We start from the raw sequence: 21,665 nt of genomic DNA, 5'->3' as shown, positions 1-21,665 counted from the left end.
GGTGCAAGCATCGATTACAGTCTTGATCGCTTTCTTGGGGCGCTCTGGCCTCAACAAATCCGCTCCATGCCGGTTGACGGCGCCGGTCAAAGCATCTTCCAATGCCTGGCAACAAACAGCTTTGAAGCGGAACCGAACAATGACACTGGCGACTGCGGCGCTATCGGCGACATGGACCTTCGTCGACGGCGACTGGTACGAAGGCAACGTCGCCATCCTTGGGCCGCGCAGCCACGCCATGTGGCTCGGCACCAGCGTCTTCGACGGCGCCCGCTGGTTCGAAGGCGTCGCCCCCGATCTCGAGCTGCATGCCGCTAGGGTGAACGCATCGGCGACCGCGCTCGGCCTCGCGCCGTCGATGAGCGCCGATGAGATTGTTGGACTGACCTGGGACGGGCTGAAGAAGTTCGACGGCAAGACAGCGGTCTACATCAGGCCGATGTACTGGGCCGAGCATGGCGGCTATATGGGCGTGCCGGCCGATCCGGCCTCGACCCGTTTCTGCCTCTGCCTCTACGAATCGCCGATGATCTCGCCGACCGGCTTTTCGATCACCGTGTCGCCGTTCCGGCGGCCGACCATCGAGACCATGCCGACCAATGCCAAGGCCGGCTGCCTCTATCCCAACAATGGCCGCGCCATCCTCGAAGCGAAGGGACGCGGCTTCGACAATGCGCTGGTGCTGGACATGCTGGGCAATGTCGCCGAGACCGGAACCTCGAACATCTTCCTGGTCAAGGACAGCCACGTGTTGACGCCGGCGCCCAACGGCACCTTCCTGTCCGGCATCACCCGCTCGCGCACCATGACGCTGCTTGGCGATTACGGCTTCAAGACCACGGAGAAGATGCTGTCGGTGCGCGACTTTCTTGAAGCCGATGAGATCTTTTCGACCGGAAATCATTCCAAGGTCGTGCCGATCACCCGCATCGAGGACCGCGATCTGCAGCCCGGGCCGGTGGCCAAGAAAGCGCGCGACCTTTATTGGGAATGGGCGCATTCGACTTCCGCCGGTTGAGCCGCTAAAAGGCAATTGGCGCTTCATTCCGGAGTTGTTCCAGATCAATGCAGCCCTATCTTAATCCGGTATCCGCACCGGATTTTTCCATGAGGAGTATGACCGATGGCTTTTGAATTGCCCGCCTTGCCCTACGACTACGAGGCCTTGCAGCCTTACATGTCGAAGGAGACGCTGGAGTATCACCACGACAAGCACCACAAGGCCTATGTCGACAACGGCAACAAGCTGGCCGCCGAAGCGGGCCTTGGCGATCTGTCGGTCGAAGAGGTGGTCAAGCAGTCGTTCGGCAAGAATGCCGGCCTCTTCAACAACGCAGCCCAGCACTACAACCACATCCATTTCTGGAAGTGGATGAAGAAGGGCGGCGGCGGCAACAAGCTTCCGGGCCCCCTGCAGAAGGCTTTCGACGCCGACCTCGGCGGCTACGACAAGTTCAAGGCCGACTTCATCGCCGCCGGCACCACGCAGTTCGGTTCGGGCTGGGCCTGGGTCTCGGTCAAGGACGGCAAGCTGGCGATATCCAAGACGCCGAACGGCGAGAACCCGCTCGTCCATGGCGCATCGCCGATCCTCGGCGTCGATGTCTGGGAACATTCCTATTACATCGACTACCGCAACGCGCGGCCGAAATATCTCGAGGCCTTCGTCGACAGCCTCATCAACTGGGACCATGTCCTTGAAATGTACGAAGAGGCGAAAGCCTGATCGACCCAGAGAAGCCCCGGCATCGGGGCTTTTCTTTTTTTGCTGAAACAGGAGGTACACGGAAATTCGGCAGAATCCGGCCGGCGGACAGGGAATAATCCCGGCCCGCCCTCCGTTAACGTTAGGTCGCGACCCCTCATCATCCTGGAGCCAATTGAATGAGAAAGCTTGTTATCGCCATCTCTATGCTCAGCCTCGCCGCCTCGGCGGCTTTTGCCGACCCGATCCTCGACCGACAGGGACTGATGAAGGAACGCGGCAAGATTGTCGGCGGCCTGTCGAAGATCGCCAAGGGCGAAGCGGACTTCGATGCCGCCGCCGTGCTGACGGCGCTGCAGGCGCTGCAGGTCAACGCGGAAAAGTTCGATGTCGACACGCTGTTCCCGGCCGGCAGCGACAGCGGTGATACCACCGCCTCGCCCAAAATCTGGAAAGACATGGCGGGCTTCAAATCGACCGAAGACAAGTACCTCGCCGACGTCAAGGCCGCAGTCGCCGCCGCACCCGCCGATGTCGATGCGCTGAAGGCGCAGATCGATACGCTCGGCAGTGATTGCGGCACCTGCCACAAGACCTATCGGGTGAAGAAGAGCTGATCCCGGTCAATGCCCTTGTGGAAAAAATTTGTCGGCGCCGCCCTTGTCCTGGGTGTCGTCGGTGCCGGCGCCGGCTGGCTGTTGTCGGCGCCGGTCAAGCTCGACACTGACACCCTGGCGCAGCTCGGCCCCGGCGACGCCGCCAGGGGCAAGCGCATTTTCAATGCCGGCGGCTGCACCTCCTGTCACGCCAAGCCAGGCTCGCAGGGTGACGCCCGTTTGCAACTGGTCGGCGGCCTCGAGCTCAAGACGCCGTTCGGCACCTTCGTGCCGCCCAACATCTCGCAGGATCCCAAGGACGGCATCGGCGCCTGGACGGTCGAGGACCTTGCCAACGCCATGCTGAAGGGCGTGTCGCCGTCGGGCGAGCATTTCTATCCGGCCTTCCCCTACGCATCCTACGCCCGCATGAAGCCGGCTGATATTGCCGATCTCTATGCGTTCCTGAAGACGCTGCCGGCGGTCGCCGGCAAGGCGCCGGACAATTCCCTGAGTTTCCCCTTCAACATCCGCCGCGGCCTCGGCCTGTGGAAGCGGCTCTATCTCAGCAAGGAGCCGGTGATTGCCTTTGCCGATGGCACGCCTGATCCGGTACTCGCCGGCCGCTATCTGGTCGAGGGGCCTGGCCATTGCGGCGAATGCCACACGCCGCGCGACTTCACCGGCGCCACTAGGAAGAGCCAGTGGCTGGCTGGCGCGTCGGCAGCCGAAGGCAGCGGCGTCGTGCCGAACATCACATCGGGCGAGGGCGGGCTCGGTGACTGGTCGGAAGCCGACATCGCCAACTATCTCGAAACCGGTTTTACCCCCGATTTCGACTCGGTAGGCGGCGCCATGGTCGACGTGCAGCGCAACATGGCCGAACTGCCGCCGGGAGATCGCGCGGCAATAGCCGCCTATCTCAAGGCGGTGCCGCCGCATCCCAACGGCTACCCGGTGCGCAGCAAGCCGGCCAAGTGATCCCGGCTACAGGTGGCGATCTACAGGTGGCGATCGCCGAGGAAGTCGAAGCCCGTCTCGAAGAAATGGCTGTAATTGCAGGTCAGTTCCTCGCCGGGTGCGATGTCGCGCAAGGCATAGGTTTCCTCGGGCGAGGAGACATCGCAATTCGGTTCGTCGTCATGGTTCATGTAGCGGGCGTCGTCGGCTTCGAAGACGATGTAGTTCGGATCCCGGCGGTCTGGATAGGAATAACGGTCGAGATAGTTCTTCACCGGGCCGCTCTCGCCTTCATAGGTCTCGACGTCGATGATCCGGTCGAATCTGGGGTCGAGCTTCCAGACCAGCGTGCCCTTGGCAATGTGGTTCCTGGCGAAAACCCCGATGCCCTGGATCGGTGATTTCTCGAGATAGGTGTCGACGAGCAACATAGTGGCCCCTTTGCGTATGTCATGGTCTGGAACGTGGCGCGCATGGGTAGCGCGCAGCCATTGCAAATGCGAGTGAAAATGAGCAGCCCGGAATTCAAAAAGTGACGACCGGCGCGCCTCGACGGGCGCGCTTTTCGCTTCGACATCAGCGCTGCTGCAAGGCCAGACGAACGCCTAACGCGCAGTAGATGCCGCCAACCACCTTGCCTTGCCATTTCACCACCGACGGATTGCGGCGCAGGAACGTGCCGAGCCGGCCCGCACTCACGGCAAAGACGACTGTGCTGAAAAGGCCGAGCAGAACAAAGATTATGCCCAGCGTCATCAGCTGGAGCATCACCGATCCGTTTTCAGGCCGCACGAACTGGGGCAGGAAGGCAAGGAAGAAAAGCGCCGTCTTTGGATTAAGCACTTCGGTCAGGACAGCTTGACGAAACGCCTTGCTGGCGGAGATCGCGAGTGCACCGGCAGTAGGATCGGCCGGTATTCTCTCGATGATTGCGCGAAGGCCGAGGTAAACGAGATACGCCGCGCCGATGTATTTTACGACGCTGAACAGCGTTGCCGAAGTGGCGATGATCGCCGAAATGCCGACCATCGCCATGATGGTATGGAACACATCGCCAGCCGCGACGCCCGCGCCCGTCGCGACGCCAACCCTGGTTCCGGAACTCGTCGCTCGCGCGACCGTCAAAAGCGTGGCTGGGCCTGGAATAAACACAAAGCCAAGCACAACCGCTATGTAAGCCGTCAAGGTGGATAGATCGATCATTGCGACGCCTCCGTTGCATTCTCAGCCTTGCCCGTAACCTCGGGTTCGGGCTTGGCCGTAACCTTGAGCGCGAAGGAGTAGGTATAGGCGATCTCCTCCAGCCTTGAAAAGCGGCCGGAGGCGCCGGCATGGCCGGAATCCATGTTGATCTTGAACAGCACCGGATTGTCGCCGCTCTTGCGCTCGCGCAGCCGCGCCACCCATTTGGCCGGCTCCCAATAGGTGACGCGCGGATCGGTGAGGCCGGCCAGCGCCAGGATCGGCGGGTAGTCGTGATCGGCGACATTGTCATAGGGTGAGTAGGCGGCGATCGTTTGGTAATCTTCCGCCGACGCGATCGGGTTGCCCCATTCCGGCCACTCCGGCGGCGTCAGCGGCAAGCTTGCGTCGAGCATCGTGGTCAGCACGTCGACAAAGGGGACCTCGGCAACGATGGCGCCGAAATTTTGCGGCGCCATGTTGGCGATCGCACCCATCAGCATGCCGCCGGCCGAGCCGCCTTGCGCGACGATGCGGTCGTGTTGGGTGTAACGCTCGGCGACGAGATGCTGCGCGACGGCGATGAAATCGGTGAACGTGTTCATCTTGTGCGCCCGCTTGCCGTCGTCATACCAGCCATAGCCCTTGTCCTTGCCGCCGCGGACATGGGCGATGGCAAAGACAAAGCCACGGTCGACCAGCGAGAACCAGTTGGTGTTGAACGCCGCCGGAATGGCAATGCCGTAAGAGCCGTAGCCGTAAAGCAGGCACGGTGCGGAGCCATCGAGCGGCGTGTCGCGGTGGTGCAGCAGCGAGACCGGCACCAGTTCGCCATCGGCGGCCGGCGCCATCAGCCGGCGCGTGACATAATGATCCGGATTGTGACCGGACGGCACTTCCTGGGTCTTCAGCAGCACACGCTCGCGGCTGCGCATATTGTAGTCGAAGACCTGCGCCGGGGTCGTCATCGACGAATAGGTGAAGCGCATGATCTCGGTGTCGTATTCATAGGACCCCGACAGGCCGAGCGAGAACGCCTCTTCGTCGAACGAGATCAGATGCTCCTCGCCGCTGCGGCGATCGCGAACGACGATGCGCGGCAGCCCTTCCTTGCGCTCGAGCCTGACCATATGATCCCTGAAGCCGACCACCGACAGGATCAGCCGGCCTGGCTCGTGCGCCACCAGCTCTTCCCAATTGGCGCGAACCGGGTCATTAGCCGGCGCCGTCATGATCTTGAAGTCCTTGGCGCCGTCGGCATTGGTGAGGACGAAGAAGATGTCGCCGCCTTCTTCCAGATCATATTGCAGGCCAGTCTCGCGCTTTGCCACCAGCTTTGGCTCGGCGAAAGGCTCATCGGCGCGCATCAGGTGATATTCCGAGGTTTCGTGATCGTTGATCCCGATCATGATCCATTCGTTGGAGCGCGTGCCGCCGACATCCATGAAGAAGCCGGGATCGGTTTCCTCATAAATCAGCCGGTCATTAAGGGGGCTGCCGCCGAGCGCGTGGAACAGCACCTTGGACGGGCGATGATTGTCGTCGAGCCTTGTGTAGAAGAAACCGTCATCGGCGGCATTCCAGACGCCGCCACCACTGGTGGCCTCGATCTGGTCGCTCAGTTCCTTGCCGCTGGTGAGATCGCGCACGCGAAGTGTGAAGAATTCAGAGCCCTTGTCGTCGAACGCCCACAACAGCTTGCGGTGATCGGCCGAATGGTCGACGCCGCCGAGGCGGAAATAGGGCTTGCCCTCGGCTTCCGCGTCGCCATCGAGCAGGATCTGCTCATCGCCGCCATCGCGCGGCATGCGGAAATAGCGGGGCTGTTCGCCGCCAAGCTTGAAGGATGAGCCGTAAGCATAGGGGCCATCCTTCATCGGCACCGTCGAATCATCTTCCTTGATGCGCCCCTTCATCTCGCCGAACAGCTGCTTCCGAAGCTCTAGCGTATCGGCCATAAGCACTGCTTGATAGGCGTTTTCGGCTTCGAGATGGGCGCGGATGCGGCCCTCAAGCAGGGAAGGGTCCCTGAACATCGCCTGCCAGTTCTCGGCCCTCAGCCAGGCATAGTCATCTGTGCGGGTAATGCCGTGATGCGTGTCGAAGACGGGGTGTTTCTCGGGGATCGGCGGGCTGGCGGACGGAAAAGCTGAGGTCTTGGTCATTGCGTCTCACTGAAGAAATTACTTGAATGGCAAATGAACACGCCGATCAGCGCGGGTTCAAGGGCCGGGATGTATTGGTTGCGGCGGGCTCGGGAGATGAGCCAAAAGGAGAGGATGATGAATTTCCATATCAACACCGCTGCGGCTCTCGCCGTCGTCGCTTCGACCGTTCTGGCTTTCACCGGCCAGTCTCATGCAACCGCGTTCGCCGCTTGGCAAGTGGCTGGCGTGCCGTTCGGCGACACGCTCAACGTTCGCAAATATCCGTCCGGCACCTCGCAGAAGCAGGCCGCCTATCCCAACGGGACGATCCTGCAGATGACCGGCAAGTGCACCGGCGGCTTGAATCTTCTGGAGATCGCCGGCCAGCCGCACTGGAAACAGAAACAGGCAATTCGCTATCAATGGTGTCAAGTTTGGCACGACCCGGCGCAAAATGGTGGTTTTGTTAGTGGCTGGGTCTATGGAAAATACCTCACGCCGTATTGAATCCGGTCAGACCGAAGATCTTCTTCGGCGGGTTTCGCCAACGCTTTGCAACTTGCGGTTTGGTACGAATCCGACAATCAGCTGCCCAAACCTTGAAGCATAGATCAAGCATCGCTGCCCACTTTATGAGTCCCTGCTGATTTAGCGATGGCGTGACCTTACGTCATGCTAGTCCTGGTCCGACCAGAAAATATCGCGAAGTTACAGAGTGCACGAAAGATTGAAGCTGAAGAGCGACTATTCGATGAATATCGTTGAATATAGCGCAAGATGCGAATTGACTTACTTTGTCTGTGGGCTCATTAAGATGCCCGGACGCGAATCCATGAAGCTCTTCCCGCGTGAAATTCGCGCCATGCCCGATCTTCCAAAAAGGGCGCAAACAGAAACATCCTTCGTTGGGGCCTAAACCATGGATATCGTCGAAACACCTTCCAGAAATAGCGATGCGCTGATCGAGCTGACCGCCGATGTGGTGGCAGCCTATGTCAGCAACAATCCCGTGCCGGTCGGCGAATTGCCGAACCTTATCGCTGATGTCCATGCCGCTCTCGGGCGCGTGGGCGGAGCAAGCGAACAGCCTCCGGCCGACAAGCAGAAGCCTGCGGTAAACCCGAAGCGCTCTGTTCATGACGATTACATCGTCTGCCTTGAAGATGGCAAGAAGTTCAAGTCGCTGAAGCGCCACCTGATGACCCATTACGGTCTGACGCCCGATGAATACCGCGAGAAGTGGAATCTCGACGCCAGCTATCCGATGGTTGCCCCTAACTATGCCGCTGCCCGTTCGCAGCTGGCCAAGAAGATGGGCCTCGGCCGCAAGCGCAAGGGGCGGTAACACCGGCTCCAATGGACAAGATCAACGGCGCCCCTTACGGCGCCGTTTTTGTTTCTAGAACAATTCCAGGAAAACTGCCGAGCGCTTTCCCTTGGAATTGCGTCGAAAGAAGAGAAGATAGAGCAATCAAGCAGTCTGCTTGAGAGCCATCTCGGCGTCCCGCTTGACGCGCTTGACCATCGAGCGCAGGCCATTGGCCCGCTGCGGCGACAGATGTTCGTCGAGGCCAAGCGACCTCAGCGTCGCCTCTGCGTCCGTTTCAAGGATCTGGCTGGCAGTCCGTCCCGAAAACAGCGCCAGCATGATGGCGACCAGACCGCGCACGATATGAGCGTCTGAATCGCCTGTGAAGGTGATGACCGGATCGGCGCCCGGCGCTCGGCTCGTGGTCAGCCAGACCTGGCTGACGCAGCCCGGCACCTTGTTGGCGGCGTTGCGTTCGGCGTCGGGAAATGGCGGCAGCGCTTCGCCGAGCTCGATCACATAGCGATAGCGGTCTTCCCACTCGTCGAGCAGGGAGAAGTCGTCGCGGATCGTCTGGATCGTCGTGGCCATTGCTCGCGATATAGTCATCCGCGGCTGCGGCGTCACGGAAAAAGAAGAAAAGCACCGCAGGCATCGAGAGGTCCGACCGGCCTGCGGTGTCGCTGTAGATACAGCTGAAACGGTGTTTAGTTCTTCGCCACCAGCTTGGCAGGTATGTTGACTGTCGCCGGCAGCACGATGTCCTTGGCGACGCTGCCGGTGGCCAGCGATGTATCGGGCGAGGTCTCGGCGCTCTTGTCGTCCAGCATGGCGGCGGCGATCTTGGCGGTTTCCTTGGCCCGGGCGCTGATCGTATGCATCGCCGACTTGCCGGTTTCGCAGACGTCCGGCTTGCGCTCGCAAATGCCCGCGATGTCGCCGACCGCTTCGCGCGCCGCAAAAAGCGCCTGGAACGGCCCGACGCTCTCGCGGCCATCCTCGTCGGGGCCGACGGTCAGCGGCAGCGCCAGCAACACCAGCGAAAACCAGAACGCCATTCTTATCAAAAAGCCCATCGATCTGCCCTCTCGTCCAATGACCGGATCATGCGTCCATGCGCAATGACCTCTTTATATCAGCGACAATGGCACATGAGGCGCAAAGGACGGCTTTCTTGCTCAGCGAAAATTTTCCTCAAATTTTAGGCAAATTCGAAGCGAGGCGTTTTGCAGTGCATTAGCCTCAAATGCCGGCAATTTTCTTAACCTTGCAGTAACCATCTAAGCGATTGTTGCGCATGGATATCTTCAGAAGAGCAGGCATGCCGGCTCAGGGTTTCGCAGCCACGGGCACGCCCTTTGCACATAACGCTCCGTTTACTATGGCCACAAATGGCGGTGCATTCCGGTGCCGGCGCTCCAATTTTTGCCGCAGCGCGCTCGTTGTTCCGGTCAGCCTTATTCATTCCTTAAACGCTGGATGCGAGTTTCAAACAAGCAAAAGCGACCTGCAAAGCAGGGCAGTCACGACCGGGTGCGAGTGCGTTGAGTTTGACAACTGCCAGATATATTGAACTGCCTGGCGCGCTGGCGGCCGGTTGCGAACGCATGGTCCATCCGGCCATCATCGGCCAGGGCGATCGCCTGCGCCAGCGCCGGTTCATCGGCATCATGCTTGCCGCTCCGTTCTTCGCCGCCGGTGCGGCGGTGACACTGGTCACCTCGGGCATGGGCGCCGCCGTCACCTTCGCAGCCATTTTCGCCGCCTTCGGTCTTTGCTGGTTCGCCGCCTTGCTGGTGGCGGCGTCAGGCAAGATGACGCTGGCAGCCCAGGTTGCCCTTGCCGCCGGCGGTCTTGCGCTTGCCGGCGCCGTCGCGGCAGCAGGCGGCCTGGCGTCGCCGGTTGCGCTGCTGGCCCTGGCACTGCCATTCGAGGCCTGGTGGATCGGCGGTTCAAAGCGCGCGGCACTTTGGGGCGGCCTCTCGGCCTTGGCCGCAATGCTGCTGCAGCCCTTTGTCGCCTCTGTCGTCCCGCTCGGCGGGGCGCAAGTCGCGGCGTGGCACTGGCTGCTGCCGCTCGCCTGGGGCCTGACGCTGGTTCCCCGGCTCGCAGCCCTAGGCGATGCCGCACGCGCGCAGCCCGCGCGGCTTCCAAACGACCGCCTTGAAGACATGATCGACGCCGTTGTCCTGCATGTCGCCCGGCATGGCGAGGTCCTGGATGCCTCGGCCAAGGCGCGCACCATCCTGAAGCTGCCGCCGGAACTGCTTTTCGGCGCCGGGCTGTTCGACCGCATCCACCTGTCCGATCGCGTCGCTTATCTCAGCGCGCTTGCCGACATGCGCGATGGCGCCCTGGCGCGCCGGCTCGATCTTCGGGTTAGGCTGCCGCAGGACGGCAGCGCCTCGACGGCCGACAATTACCGGCCATTTCAGCTCGAACTGATGCGCGCCGAAGAGCAGCAGGAGACCTTCACTCTGCTGCTGCGCGAGAACGACGAGACTGCCGAATTGCGCGACGAGCTTGCTGCCGCCACTGAGGCCGCAGCGTCGGCCGAGGTGGCGAAGGGCCGCTTCCTGGCGGTCGTCAGCCATGAGCTTCGGACGCCGCTCAACGCCATCATCGGTTTTTCCGACATGCTGCTGCATGAGATGTTCGGCGGCTTCAAGGACCCGCGCCAGAAGGAGTATGTCGGCCTGGTGAAGGAGTCGGGCCAGCATCTGCTTGCCGTCGTCACCTCCATCCTTGATGTCTCGAGGATCGAGGCCGGCGCCTACGCGACCGAGCCCGAACCGTTCCGATTCATCGAAGCGGTCGAGATGTGCCAGTCGATGATGCAGCTGCAAGCCAATGCCAAGAACATCGATCTCCAGGCGCAGATTGCGCCGGATGCCGGCGAGATCAATGCCGACCGCCGTGCCGTGCAGCAGATCCTGATCAACCTCGTCTCCAACGCTGTCAAGTTCACGCCCGATGGCGGCAATGTCGTCGTCGGCGCCAAGCGGATCGGCTCGCGGCTGCATTTCTGGGTCAGGGACACCGGCATCGGCATCGCCGAGGAAGATTTTGTCAATCTCGGCAAGCCGTTCATGCAGATCCAGAACGACTATACGCGCCGCTTCGAGGGCACCGGGCTCGGCCTGTCGCTGGTCAAGGGCCTGGTGGCGCTGCACGACGGCACGATGTCGATCGAAAGCATGCCGGGCGAGGGGACGACGGTCACGATCAGCCTGCCGGTGAACGGGCCGAAGAGGAGCGCGACCGAGAGGAACGGCGTGCTGCCGATGCCCGCGACCAGGACGAAAGGCGACGCGAAAGGGGACAGGAATGGCTCGCTCCGCAAAACAGCCTAAGGCGGTCAAGCGCCGCAGCGGCGCGTTCGAGGCCGGCGCGATTGCGCTGGGCGGCGCGATCTCGCGCAATCCGGTCCTGGTCGGCGGCTCGACCGCCTTCCTGGTGACGCTGTTCTACGTTTCCGCCAACGCGCTGTGGTACCAGCCGTTTCCGCATGCCGGCGCCTTCTTCGCCACCCGCAGCATCGAGGGTTTTCCGCACCCCGGCGCGGACGAACCCGAAACCACCATCAACATCCTGCGGCCCGGCCCGGCTCCGGTCAAAAGCGATCCGACCGTCGAGCAGGTCCAGGGCATCCTGAAGGATCTCGATTTCTACACGGGAACGGTCGACGGCATTTCCGGGCCGAATACCCAAAAGGCGATCCAGGCATACCAGCAGAAAGTTGGCCTGCCGGCCTCCGGTGAGATCGACGCCGTCCTGCTCGACCAGCTCGGCGCCAAGCAGACAACAGCTGGCATCCCGCATCCTGTGCCGAGGCCCGTGGATATGGCCGCCGCTCGAGTTGCCGCGCCCGAGGCCGCGCCTGCGCCCATCCCGGTTTCCGCGCCGGTATCCGCCCAGGCGCCCGATGCCCGCATCGTCAAGATCCAGGCCGGCCTGAAGGCATTCGGCAATGACGACATGCAGCTCGACGGCGTCGTCGGCGCCCGCACCAAGGCGGCGATCAAGGAATTCCAGTCGCTATTCGGCCTGCCGGAAACGGGCGAGCCCGACGAGGTCGTCTACGTTAAGATGCGCGAGATCGGCCTGACCAATTGAGTGGTCAAGACGACCGCTCGCGGATAGACGAAAATCCGGCTAAGACGCCGCGCATGTCCTCCGGAGCCTCGTCATGCGCGTAACCACCGAGTTTTGGGTGTCGGCCCTGCTGCGCCGTGTTTTCGGCGCCGGCGGCTTTGCGGCCGTCGTCAAGCGCGGCGCGACCGAGGCCGGCGCTGTCTTCGTGCTCTCCCGCGGCAGGCTGGGCGACGTCTCCCTGTTCGGCCCGGCGCCCCAGACGAGCTACGATTCGGACAAACCGGATGATCGCTTTTTCACGCTGCTCGGCGCCGGCGACGATGCCGCCGCGCTTGACGCCAGGCTTGAGCGGGAGAAAAAATTCGATCCCGACATCTGGGTGGTCGAGATCGAGGCCGCAACGGTTTCCGTCGAGGAGCTTCTCTCCGTCAAGACGCCTTGAGGCTGGCCGCTAAGCTGGCTTTGTCGTCCGGCGCTTGGTCGCCATTCGCGGCGACAGGGGTGTTGCCGCGCACCGCTCGCGACAATGTTTCGGCCTTCCAGCCGCGCACCTTGTCGAGCGCCGCCTCGTGGTGCAGCAGCCGGTAGCGGTCGAGGAAGATGCGGATCGCCTGCGGGTGCGGAAACTCCCGGGGGTAAACCGCGACCACGATCAGGAATGCCCTGTCCTCGCTGAGGTCGAGCGCCCGCAGCGCGGCGAGCAACGAGACATAGCTCGAATGCTCGGTCAGCGACCGCGCCGTGGAGAAGTCGATGTCGAGCGCGTCGGCAAGCGCGGTCTGAAAGAAGGCGGCGTTGCCGGTCAGCGCCGTCTCGCGCAGCTTGCTGTAAGTTGCTGAGCCGACGAAGGGATTGACCGATGTCGCCTCGCCCTCGGCGAGCATCATCGAGCGCAGGCGGCGCCTGGCGGTTTCGGCGGCGCTGCCGGGCAGTTTTGGTGCGCTGGGAGCGGCGGCAGCGGCTTCGGCACCGTTGCCCGCCACGTCGGCGATCGGCTCGGGCTGCCGCACGCGCACCAGGGTCGGCTTTTCCAGCGCCTTGATCAACTGCGCGATGGCCGGGTTCAAATCCTTGCGGCGGGCAATGGCGCGCGCATGCGGCAGGCCGTGGCGGCCGATCAACGCGATCAGGTCGATGTCGCCCAGCGCCCGCGAACGGACGAGCAAAGGCGCGCAGACATCGACCGGCTCCTCGCAAAGCCGCCGCACCAGGGCGGCCGGCGCATATTCGCATTCGGACAGGGCGGCGGCGACATAGCGGCGCGATTCGTCCGGCACGCTGTCGAACAGCGGCAGCGTCAGATCCTCGAGCTGGGCGATCTCGCGGCGCGACGGGCGGGTCAGCGAGCAGAACGCCGACACGGCGGCGCGAAACAGCCTTTCGGCTTTTCCCGATTCCGTCCGTATGGCGATTTGCCTGAAATCCGAAGCTGACACGGAAGATACGCCCGACACTCGACACAACCCGGACCATGCTCAACCGCAACTGTGTCGGTTTCGCGCTAGGCCTGGAACAAACATCAAATTAGCCGCGATCCGTTAGCGCTCCGTTAACCCTCTGCCGGCCTTAATCACATTTGGAGGCGTTGCGTTGTGCTCCGGGGCAACCGAGAGGAATACGCGAACCATGGGCATGGTACTGTCTTTCGTGCCGCGATCGGCACCAGTCAATCGAGCAGTTCAGGACACCGGTACGCCGGCGGCGGTGATCATTTTTCCCGGCGTCCGCTACGAGCATCCGCCATTGGCGGGCCAGGCGCGACCGGCGGACCAGCCGGGCACACCACGGACGCCTGTTCCGCACCACTGAATTTGCTGGTCGTCGGGGTGAGGTCAGTAGTCCTGCAGTTCGCAGGAGCTCTGGTCCAGGAACTGCGACACAACCGGCTTCCAGCTGTCGTCAGGCACCAAGGCGCGGATGACGAAGATGCCTTCCTCGATCGGCGCCTCGACGAAGATCGCCCCTTGCAGGTCTTCGGGAAGCTCCCTGCGCACGTCGATCATCTGTGCCGGCGTCAGCACCACGGTGTCCAGCTTGTTGCCGGTCGCCGTGCGGTCGTTGAATGAATAGAAATTGTGGCCGTTGCGGTCATAGACCGACACCGACCAGAACGGCACGCTGCCCGGCGCTTTGATCCGCACCACGCCTTCGGCAAGGTCGAAGCGGCAGGCGGCGGCGTAAAACAGCGGATCCACCGACTTCACCACCGGCGCGCCGCCCGCCTCGGCATCCAGCCTGGTCATCTTGTAGAGGTCGGACGCCATCGCCAGCCGTGACCAGGCATCGCGCTCGGTAAATTCCGGCACCAGCAAAAGCACCACGATGTGGACGATGCCGGCGCCGAGCAGGCCGAGCAGGATGGCGTGCAGCAACCTACGCATTGCAGCCAGCCTTGACGATCCGGGGCAGCGACACGTCGGAAAGGCCGGTGCTTGAGGCAATCGGCGTGTCGTAGAAGGTGAGCACGAAATACATCCGGCCAAAACCTTCGGTCAGAAGCCAGTTGCCGGGGGCCGGACGGTTGCCGACGGCGATGATCACCGAATTGTCGGGCTGACGCAGCACCTGGTAGGATTGCAGCGCCGCCAGCCTCGGCTTGCCGGTGTCGACCACGCCGAGCGATTGATCCGCGGCATAGAGCGTCCAGAACCGGGCGGTCGGGAAACTGCCTTCGATCCTGTAGTCGCATTGCCGCTGAAGCTCATCGCCGGCCGCATCGCGTTCGGCGATGAAGGACAAGCCTTCCGCCTTGCCGAGCGCCAGCACGCCCTCGCGCGCCACGCGCGCCTTCGAATAGGGGTCGGCATCTTGCGTGCCGATCTCGGGGAAGGCGGTCCATTGGCCGATGCTGATCGCGCCGACGCCGCTCTGCGCCTGCAGCGCATACCAGACGCTGCCGCCGCCGAGGCCGATGGCTATGGCAAGCGAAAGCAGCGTGAAAAAGGCGGTCTTGAGCATGAAGAACCGGGACGAGAGAATTATCGTTCGGGGATATAGCGGGGCAGGCCACAGAGCAAGCAGCGCTGTGGAATCAAAGCGCCGACAGGGTCTCCGGTGTCTGCGGCGAGCCGAGCACGGGCGCTGTCTGGAACACCTTGGTCATCTCGCGCAGCGTCTGTGTCGTGCGGCTGGACAACACCGCCGGGCGCTCGGCCGCGGCATCGGCGGCTGCCTGATCGGCGTTTTTCTTCTCCGCTTCCTCGGCTTTGGCCGCGATCTCTTCGTCGACGAAGGGCTTGTCTAGGCCGGGGATCGGCTTCAGGTCGATATTCTGGTGCGCGTAGACCATCAGCCGCTGCCACACCATCGCCGGCAGCGTGCCGCCGGTCATGTTGCGGGTCGGGGTGAAGTCGTCATTGCCGAGCCAGACGGCAGCCGTGTAATTGCCGGTGAAGCCGACGAACCAGGCGTCGCGGTAGGATTGCGTCGTCCCCGTCTTGCCAGCGACGACGATGTTGGGCAGCTGCGCGCGCCGCGCGGTGCCGATCGCCGGCACCGCAGCCAGCATGGTGTTCATGTATTTCAAAGCCTGTTCCGACAGAACCCGATGCGGCGCCGGCGCATCCTTGGCAAAGTCGTAGACGACATCGCCGGTGCGGGTGACGAGCTGGGTGATGCCGTGCCGCGAGCCGGCGAAGCCGTTCTGCGCGAACACGCTGTAGCCCGTCGCCTGGTCCATGACCGTCATGCCCGATGTGCCGAGCACCATGGTCTTGTGCGACTCCAGCGGCGATTCCACGCCGAATGATTCGGCCATCGCCTTGATCGGGCCGATGCCGAGATAGTCCTTGGCCAGCCGTACCGGCACGGTGTTGATCGATTTGGCGATCGCCGTGATCAGCGTCACATTGCCGGCCGAGCCGCCATTGTAATTGTGCGGTGACCAGCCGCCCCAACTGATCGGCCCGCCTGAGACGACGGAGTCCGGGGTGAACCCGTGCTCCATGGCGGTGGCGTAGACGTAAGGTTTGAACGAGGAGCCGGTCTGGCGCAGCGCCTTGGTGGCGCGGTTGAACTGGCTTGCGCCATAGTCGCGGCCGCCGACAATGGCGCGTACCGCGCCATTGGTCTCGATCACTACAACGGCGCCCTCGGTGACGTTGTATTCCTTGCCGAACTGGCGGAGATGGAATTCGACGGATTCCTCCGCCGCTTTCTGGATGTTGGCGTCGAAAGTGGTGTGTGCGACCAGCGAATGCTGGCCGGGCTTGGCGATCTTCTTGACCTCATCGAAGGCCCAGTCGAGATAATAGTCCGGGCTCTTCTGCTCGCCGCGGTCGACGATCTCGGCTGGATTCAGCCTTGCCTGCAGCACCTGGCCTTCGGTCATGAAACCAGAATCGACGAGGTTCGACAGCACCACATTGGCGCGAGCACGGGCGGCGGGCAGGTTGATGTGCGGGGCGTATTTGGTCGGCGCCTTGAACAGGCCGGCCAGCATCGCCGCCTCGGCGAGGTTCAGATCCTTGACGCTCTTGCCGAAATAGAAATCCGCCGCCGCCTCGATGCCGAACGTGCCGCCGCCCATATAGGCGCGGTCGAGATAGAGCTGCAGGATCTCCTTCTTCGACAGATTGGCCTCCAGCCACAGCGACAGGAAGGCTTCCTTGATCTTGCGCTGGAAGGTCCGCTCATTCGACAGGAACAGGTTCTTGGCCAGCTGCTGGGTGATGCTGGAGCCGCCCTGGACGACGGAATTAGCCCGCACATTCTCGAAGATGGCGCGCGACAGGCCGAGCACGTCGATGCCGTAGTGCTCGAAGAAGCGTCGGTCCTCGGTCGCCAGCACCGCTTTGATGACATGGTCCGGCATCTCGTCGACAGGCACGGAATCGCGCTGGATGATGCCGCGCTGGCCAATCTCATTGCCGTAGCGGTCAAGGAAGGTGACGGCGAAATCGCCCTGACTGCGCCAGTCGCCGGTGGTGATCTGGAAGGCCGGCATCGCGAGTGCGAGCAGCACGACGACGCCGCCGGCGCCCATCGTAAAACCTTCGCTCAGCACCTCGATGATGCCGCGTCGCCAGCCGGTGACTCGGAAGCGCCGCGAAAAAATGGTCGCCGATTCCCAGAACTGGCCGGCCTTGAAGCCGATTTCGTAGAGCGAGGAATCGATCCACGCGTCCACCGCCAGCAGTGCGGCGGCGATCGGACCTCTTCGTCTTGGACGTCGTTCTAAAGGACTGGCCATTCCCGAAACTCACCCAACCCACCTGAGAACCGCAAGCGGGCAATTTCAGGGCGGGCATACCCGGCGAAGACTATTCTTCCATTTCAGCCCGGCTCACAAGGGCAGCCAGGCCACACCGCACGGTTTGTTGAGCGCCGCCCGGATCGTGACGCTGGAGGTCGACGCCGTCGATGCCGACGCCAGTGGCTTCGAGCCAGTCTGGCACAAGGGCCGGCGCGTCGGCTTCGTCGCCTCGCCGGCTATGGCTACACAATAGGCAAAAGCGTCGCGCTGACGTTGCTGGGCGACGAATTCGCCGGGGAGGGGACCGCGCTTTGGGTGCACATTGTCGGCGTCGAGCGGCCGGCGCGAATTATTCCGGCCTCGCCATACGACCCCGAGGGCAGGCGATGCGGCAATGAGGAGTTTTGGCCATGGTCGATGACATTATAAGGGAGACCAGGCGCGAGCGCCGGCGCGGGCACACCGGTGAGGCCGGCAGCGGGTCAAGCCGCCACCCGAACTATCGCTCGCTCAAGAACCCGTTCCTGCCGCAGCCGGTGTTTTCGGACGACCAGGTCGCGGCCATCCACGACACGGCGTTGCGCGTGCTGGAAGAGCTCGGCATCAAGGTGCTGCTGCCGGAGGCACGGGCGATCTACGCCAAAGCCGGTGCGCTGGTCGACGAGGACAGCCAGATGGTGCGCATCGGCCGCGATATTGTCACTGCGGCACTGGCCTCGGCGCCGAAATCCATCCGGGCGCTGGCGGGCAACCGTAGCCGCGATCTCATGCTGGAGCTCGGCTCGATGACGTTCCTGGCCGGAGCCGGGGCGCCCAACGTCACCGATCTCGAACGCGGACGGCGTCCGGGCACGCTCGCCGCTTTCGAAGAACTGACCAAGCTTGTTCAGAATTTCGACGTGCTGCATATGCTCGGCCCCTGGATCGAGCCGCAGGATGTCGACAACCATTTGCGCCACTATGCCGTCAACCGTGCGCAGCTGACCCTGTCGGACAAGTTCCCCTTCGTCTTCGCCCGCGGCACGCCGCAGGTCGAGGATGGGTTCGAGATGATCAGGCTGGCGCGCGGGCTCTCGCAGGACGAGTTCCTGGCCGGCGTCCATTGCTACACCGTGATCAACACCAATTCGCCGCGCCAGCTCGATATCCCGATGGCGCAAGGCATCATCGACTTCGCCAGGGCCGGCCAGGTCTCTGTCATCACGCCCTTCTGCCTGGCCGGCGCCATGGCGCCGATCACCGTCGCCGGCGCATTGACGCTGCAGCATGCCGAGGCGCTGGCTGGTCTCGCGCTGGCGCAGATGGTGCGGCCGGGCGCACCGGTGGTCTACGGATCCTTCTCCTCCAATGTCGACATGAAGTCCGGCGCACCGGCCTTCGGCACGCCCGAGCACGTCAAGGCGACGCTGGGCGCCGGCCAGCTGGCGCGCTTCACCGGCCTGCCTTGGCGGTCCGGCGGCGGCAGTGCGGCCAACATTTCCGATGTGCAGGCGGCGCACGAGACGCAGTTCGCGCTGTGGGGCTCGGTGCTTGCCGGCGCCACCGTCTGCATCCATGCCGCGGGCTGGCTGGAGGGTGGCCTCAGCGTCTCCTACGAGAAGCTGATCACCGATATCGAGGCATTGCAGACGGTTGCCGAACTCTGCGCTACGACCCCCGGCGACGAGGATTCGATCGGCTTCGAGGCGATCGCTGAAGTCCAGCCGGGCGGGCATTTCTTCTCCGCCGGCCACACCATGACGCGCTACCGCACCGCCTTCTACGAGCCGCTGGTCGCCGATTGGTCGAATTTCGGCAGCTGGACGCAGTCCGGTTCGAAGTCGGCCACCGAGCGCGCCACCGGCATCTGGAAGCGGACGCTGGCCGACTTCCAGCCGCCGGCGTCGGCCGTTGCCACATCCGATGTGCTCGACGAGTTCATTGCCCGCCGCACCGAAGAGGGCGGAGCGTTGCCGGTGTCGTGAGGTTGGCAGCCGTCACGTCGGCCGCTTGTCGCCGGTCTTCGACGGCTCGCGGCGAATCGGCCCGGCATCGGCCTGCCTGTGCTTGTCGGCGGCAATCCGGCGGATGCGATCGAAGCGGCTCTCCTCCGCCGGCTTGGTCGCGGATACAGCGTTTGGCTTCGGGGCGAATGTGATCATCTGTCGATCTCCCTGTCGTTGATGACTGGTCTTGACTGACTGACGGAAATTCCTGGCTCGCCGGGGAAATGTCCCCGGCAGCCTGTTTTGATTTATGCCCGCCCAGATTCCCAGCGGGCAATTTTCGGGCGATGGTCAGTAGCCGCCCATGCCGCCACCGCCGCCCGCAGGCGCCGCATCCTTGGCCGGAACGTCGGTGATCATCGCTTCGGCGGTGATCAGAAGGGCGGCGATCGAGCCGGCGTCCTGCAACGCGGTGCGCACCACTTTCGCCGGGTCGACGATGCCGGCCTTGATCATGTCGACATAGACCTCGTTCTGGGCGTCAAAGCCCTGATTCTGGTCCTTGCTGTCGGACAGCTTGCCGACGACGATCGAGCCTTCGACGCCGGAATTCTCGGCGATCTGGCGGATCGGCGCTTCCAGCGCCCTGAGCACGATCGAAATGCCGGCGGTCACATCGTCATTGGCGCCGGTCAGGCCGGCCAGAGCCGATCTTGCGCGCAGAAGCGCCACGCCACCGCCGGGCACGATGCCTTCTTCCACCGCCGCGCGCGTCGCATTCAGCGCGTCGTCGATGCGGTCCTTCTTTTCCTTCACTTCAGACTCGGTGACGCCGCCGACGCGGATCACGGCGACGCCGCCGGCGAGCTTGGCCAGCCGCTCCTGCAGCTTCTCCTTGTCGTAGTCGGACGTGGTCTCCTCGATCTGGCCCTTGATCTGCGCGATGCGCGCCTGGATGGTCGCCTTGGTGCCGGCGCCGTCGATGATCGTGGTGGTGTCCTTCTCGATCAGTACGCGCTTGGCGCGGCCAAGCATCTCGATGGTGACGTTTTCGAGCTTGATGCCGAGATCCTCGGAAATCATCTGGCCCGATGTCAGCACGGCGATGTCTTCCAGCATCGCCTTGCGGCGATCGCCGAAGCCCGGCGCCTTGACGGCCGCGACCTTGAGGCCGCCGCGCAGCTTGTTGACGACCAGCGTCGCCAGTGCTTCGCCTTCGACGTCTTCCGAGATGATCAGCAACGGCCTGCCGCTCTGCACCACTGCTTCGAGGATCGGCAGCATCGCCTGCAGATTGCCGAGCTTCTTCTCGTGGATGAGCACGTAAGGCTCTTCCAGTTCGACGCGCATCTTGTCGGCATTGGTGACGAAATAGGGTGAGAGATAGCCGCGGTCGAACTGCATGCCTTCGACGACGTCGAGTTCGGTGTCGGCGGTCTTGGCCTCCTCGACGGTGATGACGCCGTCATTGCCGACCTTGTCCATCGCCTTGGCGATCATGGCGCCGACGCTGGCATCGCCATTGGCGGCGATGGTGCCGACCTGCGCGATCTCGGCCGACGACTTGACCTTCTTGGCCTTCGCCTTGATGTCCTTGACCACGGCGGCGACAGCCTGGTCGATGCCACGCTTGAGGTCCATCGGGTTCATGCCCGCGGCAACCAGCTTGGCGCCTTCGCGCAGGATCGATGCGGCCAGCACCGTGGCGGTGGTGGTGCCGTCACCGGCGAGGTCGTTGGTCTTCGAAGCCACTTCGCGCACCATCTGCGCGCCCATGTTCTCGAACTTGTCAGCAAGCTCGATTTCCTTGGCCACCGTCACACCGTCCTTGGTGATGCGCGGCGCGCCATAGGCCTTGTCGATGATGACGTTGCGGCCCTTGGGGCCGAGCGTGACCTTCACCGCATTGGTGAGGATCTCGACGCCGCGCAGCATGCGGTCGCGCGCGTCGGTGGCGAATTTGATTTCCTTGGCAGACATTTTTTTCAATCCCGTTGGTGTGGTGAAGCAAGCGGCTCGCCGGAGCCTGGCAAAGCCAGGCCGGTCAGGCAGCCTTCTTGGCTTTGACGCTCTTCTCGGTGACGACCGTCCCGCTCTTGCCGATAGCGGCCGTCTCGCTCTTGTCGATGACGCCCATAATGTCGGCTTCCTTCATGATCAGCAGGTCCTCGCCGTCGATCTTGACCTCGGTGCCCGACCATTTGCCGAACAGGATGAAGTCGCCGGCCTTGACGTCGAGCGGAACAAGCGCGCCGTTTTCGTCGCGTGCGCCCGGCCCAACGGCGATGACTTCGCCTTCCTGCGGCTTTTCCTTGGCATTGTCGGGAATGATGATGCCGCCCTTGGATTTGACATCGCCTTCGGCGCGCCGGATGACGACGCGGTCGTGGAGTGGCCGAAACTTCATGAGAACTTCTTTCTGGGGCCGGCATAGGCGACCGCGCCGTTCTTATAGGCGTGTTGGCACTCGATAGATAGGAGTGCCAAAAATTATTCGTGGCCAAAATTAAATATTAAAAAGTATTATGATGTCTGCAGGGTTCGAAACGTCG

At 62.9% G+C, this 21,665-nt stretch carries 24 protein-coding genes; 12 read left to right on the top strand and 12 right to left on the bottom strand.

From position 1 onward, the window contains the following. Positions 1-139 precede the first annotated feature (139 nt). The 4 genes from NLY42_RS28270 to NLY42_RS28255 all read left to right on the top strand — a co-directional run bounded on the left by NLY42_RS28270 (position 140) and on the right by NLY42_RS28255 (position 3,282). Entirely contained in the window at positions 140-1,018 is an 879-nt protein-coding gene (locus NLY42_RS28270; RefSeq protein ID WP_023673688.1) for a branched-chain amino acid aminotransferase, read from the top strand. A gap of 105 nt (positions 1,019-1,123) precedes the next feature. Next, positions 1,124-1,726, top strand: a complete 603-nt coding sequence (locus NLY42_RS28265; protein ID WP_023754810.1) for a superoxide dismutase — start codon at positions 1,124-1,126, stop codon at positions 1,724-1,726. Between the two features lie 158 nt (positions 1,727-1,884). Next, on the top strand, positions 1,885-2,322 hold the full coding sequence (locus tag NLY42_RS28260) for a c-type cytochrome (RefSeq protein WP_023684552.1): 438 nt from the start codon (positions 1,885-1,887) through the stop codon (positions 2,320-2,322). A 9-nt stretch (positions 2,323-2,331) separates the two neighbouring features. After that, positions 2,332-3,282 (top strand): cytochrome c, encoded by a 951-nt coding sequence (locus tag NLY42_RS28255; RefSeq protein WP_023754809.1) that lies wholly within the window; start codon positions 2,332-2,334, stop codon positions 3,280-3,282. Positions 3,283-3,302: 20 nt separating this feature from the next. Here NLY42_RS28255 and NLY42_RS28250 read toward each other — a convergent pair whose 3' ends face one another. The 3 genes from NLY42_RS28250 to NLY42_RS28240 form a co-directional block, all read right to left on the bottom strand. Then, positions 3,303-3,692 (bottom strand): SET domain-containing protein, encoded by a 390-nt coding sequence (locus tag NLY42_RS28250; RefSeq protein WP_023673684.1) that lies wholly within the window; start codon positions 3,690-3,692, stop codon positions 3,303-3,305. A 145-nt stretch (positions 3,693-3,837) separates the two neighbouring features. After that, positions 3,838-4,464, bottom strand: a complete 627-nt coding sequence (locus NLY42_RS28245) for a LysE family translocator (protein WP_023754808.1) — start codon at positions 4,462-4,464, stop codon at positions 3,838-3,840. After that, positions 4,461-6,608: a S9 family peptidase gene (locus NLY42_RS28240; protein ID WP_023754807.1), complete on the bottom strand. Its 2,148-nt coding sequence runs from the start codon at positions 6,606-6,608 to the stop codon at positions 4,461-4,463. Before NLY42_RS28240 ends, NLY42_RS28245 begins: the two co-directional genes overlap by 4 nt. A gap of 114 nt (positions 6,609-6,722) precedes the next feature. Here NLY42_RS28240 and NLY42_RS28235 point away from each other — a divergent pair, with 114 nt between their 5' ends. Both NLY42_RS28235 and NLY42_RS28230 read left to right on the top strand, forming a co-directional pair. Then, positions 6,723-7,097, top strand: coding sequence for an SH3 domain-containing protein (locus tag NLY42_RS28235; RefSeq protein ID WP_023702200.1), 375 nt, complete (start codon positions 6,723-6,725; stop codon positions 7,095-7,097). A 412-nt stretch (positions 7,098-7,509) separates the two neighbouring features. After that, positions 7,510-7,935, top strand: coding sequence for a Ros/MucR family transcriptional regulator (locus tag NLY42_RS28230; protein WP_023673680.1), 426 nt, complete (start codon positions 7,510-7,512; stop codon positions 7,933-7,935). Positions 7,936-8,061: 126 nt separating this feature from the next. On the opposite strand, the gene NLY42_RS28225 is transcribed toward NLY42_RS28230, so the two are convergent. After that, complete coding sequence (locus NLY42_RS28225; RefSeq protein WP_023673679.1) at positions 8,062-8,490, bottom strand: SufE family protein; 429 nt, start codon at positions 8,488-8,490, stop codon at positions 8,062-8,064. A gap of 116 nt (positions 8,491-8,606) precedes the next feature. Next, entirely contained in the window at positions 8,607-8,975 is a 369-nt protein-coding gene (locus NLY42_RS28220; RefSeq protein ID WP_023684546.1) for a DUF5330 domain-containing protein, read from the bottom strand. 531 nt (positions 8,976-9,506) lie between these two features. Here NLY42_RS28220 and NLY42_RS28215 point away from each other — a divergent pair. The 3 genes from NLY42_RS28215 to NLY42_RS28205 all read left to right on the top strand — a co-directional run bounded on the left by NLY42_RS28215 (position 9,507) and on the right by NLY42_RS28205 (position 12,436). Further along, positions 9,507-11,252, top strand: coding sequence for a sensor histidine kinase (locus tag NLY42_RS28215; RefSeq protein WP_023754806.1), 1,746 nt, complete (start codon positions 9,507-9,509; stop codon positions 11,250-11,252). Then, positions 11,227-12,015 (top strand): peptidoglycan-binding domain-containing protein, encoded by a 789-nt coding sequence (locus NLY42_RS28210; RefSeq protein ID WP_023670159.1) that lies wholly within the window; start codon positions 11,227-11,229, stop codon positions 12,013-12,015. Before NLY42_RS28215 ends, NLY42_RS28210 begins: the two co-directional genes overlap by 26 nt. A gap of 73 nt (positions 12,016-12,088) precedes the next feature. Further along, positions 12,089-12,436, top strand: coding sequence for a DUF1491 family protein (locus NLY42_RS28205; RefSeq protein ID WP_023670160.1), 348 nt, complete (start codon positions 12,089-12,091; stop codon positions 12,434-12,436). On the opposite strand, the gene NLY42_RS28200 is transcribed toward NLY42_RS28205, so the two are convergent. From NLY42_RS28200 to NLY42_RS28185, 4 genes are all read right to left on the bottom strand, one after another. Continuing rightward, complete coding sequence (locus NLY42_RS28200; protein WP_023702198.1) at positions 12,423-13,430, bottom strand: DUF2336 domain-containing protein; 1,008 nt, start codon at positions 13,428-13,430, stop codon at positions 12,423-12,425. The genes NLY42_RS28205 and NLY42_RS28200 overlap by 14 nt on opposite strands. 396 nt (positions 13,431-13,826) lie before the next feature. After that, positions 13,827-14,375, bottom strand: coding sequence for a DUF1254 domain-containing protein (locus NLY42_RS28195; RefSeq protein ID WP_023702197.1), 549 nt, complete (start codon positions 14,373-14,375; stop codon positions 13,827-13,829). Beyond that, positions 14,368-14,952, bottom strand: coding sequence for a DUF1214 domain-containing protein (locus tag NLY42_RS28190; protein ID WP_023670163.1), 585 nt, complete (start codon positions 14,950-14,952; stop codon positions 14,368-14,370). The genes NLY42_RS28195 and NLY42_RS28190 overlap by 8 nt, the downstream gene beginning before the upstream one ends. A gap of 73 nt (positions 14,953-15,025) precedes the next feature. Continuing rightward, a complete protein-coding gene (locus NLY42_RS28185) occupies positions 15,026-17,185 on the bottom strand; it encodes a transglycosylase domain-containing protein (RefSeq protein ID WP_286488910.1) in 2,160 nt (719 codons plus the stop codon). A 127-nt stretch (positions 17,186-17,312) separates the two neighbouring features. Between NLY42_RS28185 and NLY42_RS28180 the strand changes: the two genes are divergently transcribed. From NLY42_RS28180 to NLY42_RS28175, 3 genes are read left to right on the top strand one after another with little or no spacing between them, the layout of a single operon-like run. Then, positions 17,313-17,441 carry an aminomethyltransferase family protein gene (locus NLY42_RS28180; protein WP_280800251.1) on the top strand — a complete coding sequence of 43 codons (129 nt, stop codon included), beginning with the start codon at positions 17,313-17,315 and terminating at the stop codon, positions 17,439-17,441. A 20-nt stretch (positions 17,442-17,461) separates the two neighbouring features. After that, on the top strand, positions 17,462-17,617 hold the full coding sequence (locus NLY42_RS31865) for a hypothetical protein (RefSeq protein WP_348528070.1): 156 nt from the start codon (positions 17,462-17,464) through the stop codon (positions 17,615-17,617). Then, positions 17,599-19,152, top strand: coding sequence for a trimethylamine methyltransferase family protein (locus NLY42_RS28175; protein ID WP_023754804.1), 1,554 nt, complete (start codon positions 17,599-17,601; stop codon positions 19,150-19,152). Before NLY42_RS31865 ends, NLY42_RS28175 begins: the two co-directional genes overlap by 19 nt. Before the next feature lie 12 nt (positions 19,153-19,164). On the opposite strand, the gene NLY42_RS28170 is transcribed toward NLY42_RS28175, so the two are convergent. The 3 genes from NLY42_RS28170 to NLY42_RS28160 all read right to left on the bottom strand — a co-directional run bounded on the left by NLY42_RS28170 (position 19,165) and on the right by NLY42_RS28160 (position 21,520). Continuing rightward, positions 19,165-19,329 (bottom strand): hypothetical protein, encoded by a 165-nt coding sequence (locus NLY42_RS28170; RefSeq protein ID WP_023687237.1) that lies wholly within the window; start codon positions 19,327-19,329, stop codon positions 19,165-19,167. A gap of 135 nt (positions 19,330-19,464) precedes the next feature. Beyond that, positions 19,465-21,093 (bottom strand): chaperonin GroEL, encoded by a 1,629-nt coding sequence (gene groL, locus NLY42_RS28165; RefSeq protein ID WP_023687238.1) that lies wholly within the window; start codon positions 21,091-21,093, stop codon positions 19,465-19,467. Positions 21,094-21,157: 64 nt separating this feature from the next. After that, entirely contained in the window at positions 21,158-21,520 is a 363-nt protein-coding gene (locus tag NLY42_RS28160) for a co-chaperone GroES (protein ID WP_023698577.1), read from the bottom strand. Between the last annotated feature and the right edge of the window lie 145 nt (positions 21,521-21,665).

It is taken from the genome of Mesorhizobium sp. C372A (assembly GCF_030323245.1).
Classification (GTDB): domain Bacteria; phylum Pseudomonadota; class Alphaproteobacteria; order Rhizobiales; family Rhizobiaceae; genus Mesorhizobium.
Note: the sequence above shows the minus strand (reverse complement) of the source record. Positions and strands in the feature narration are given on the sequence as shown.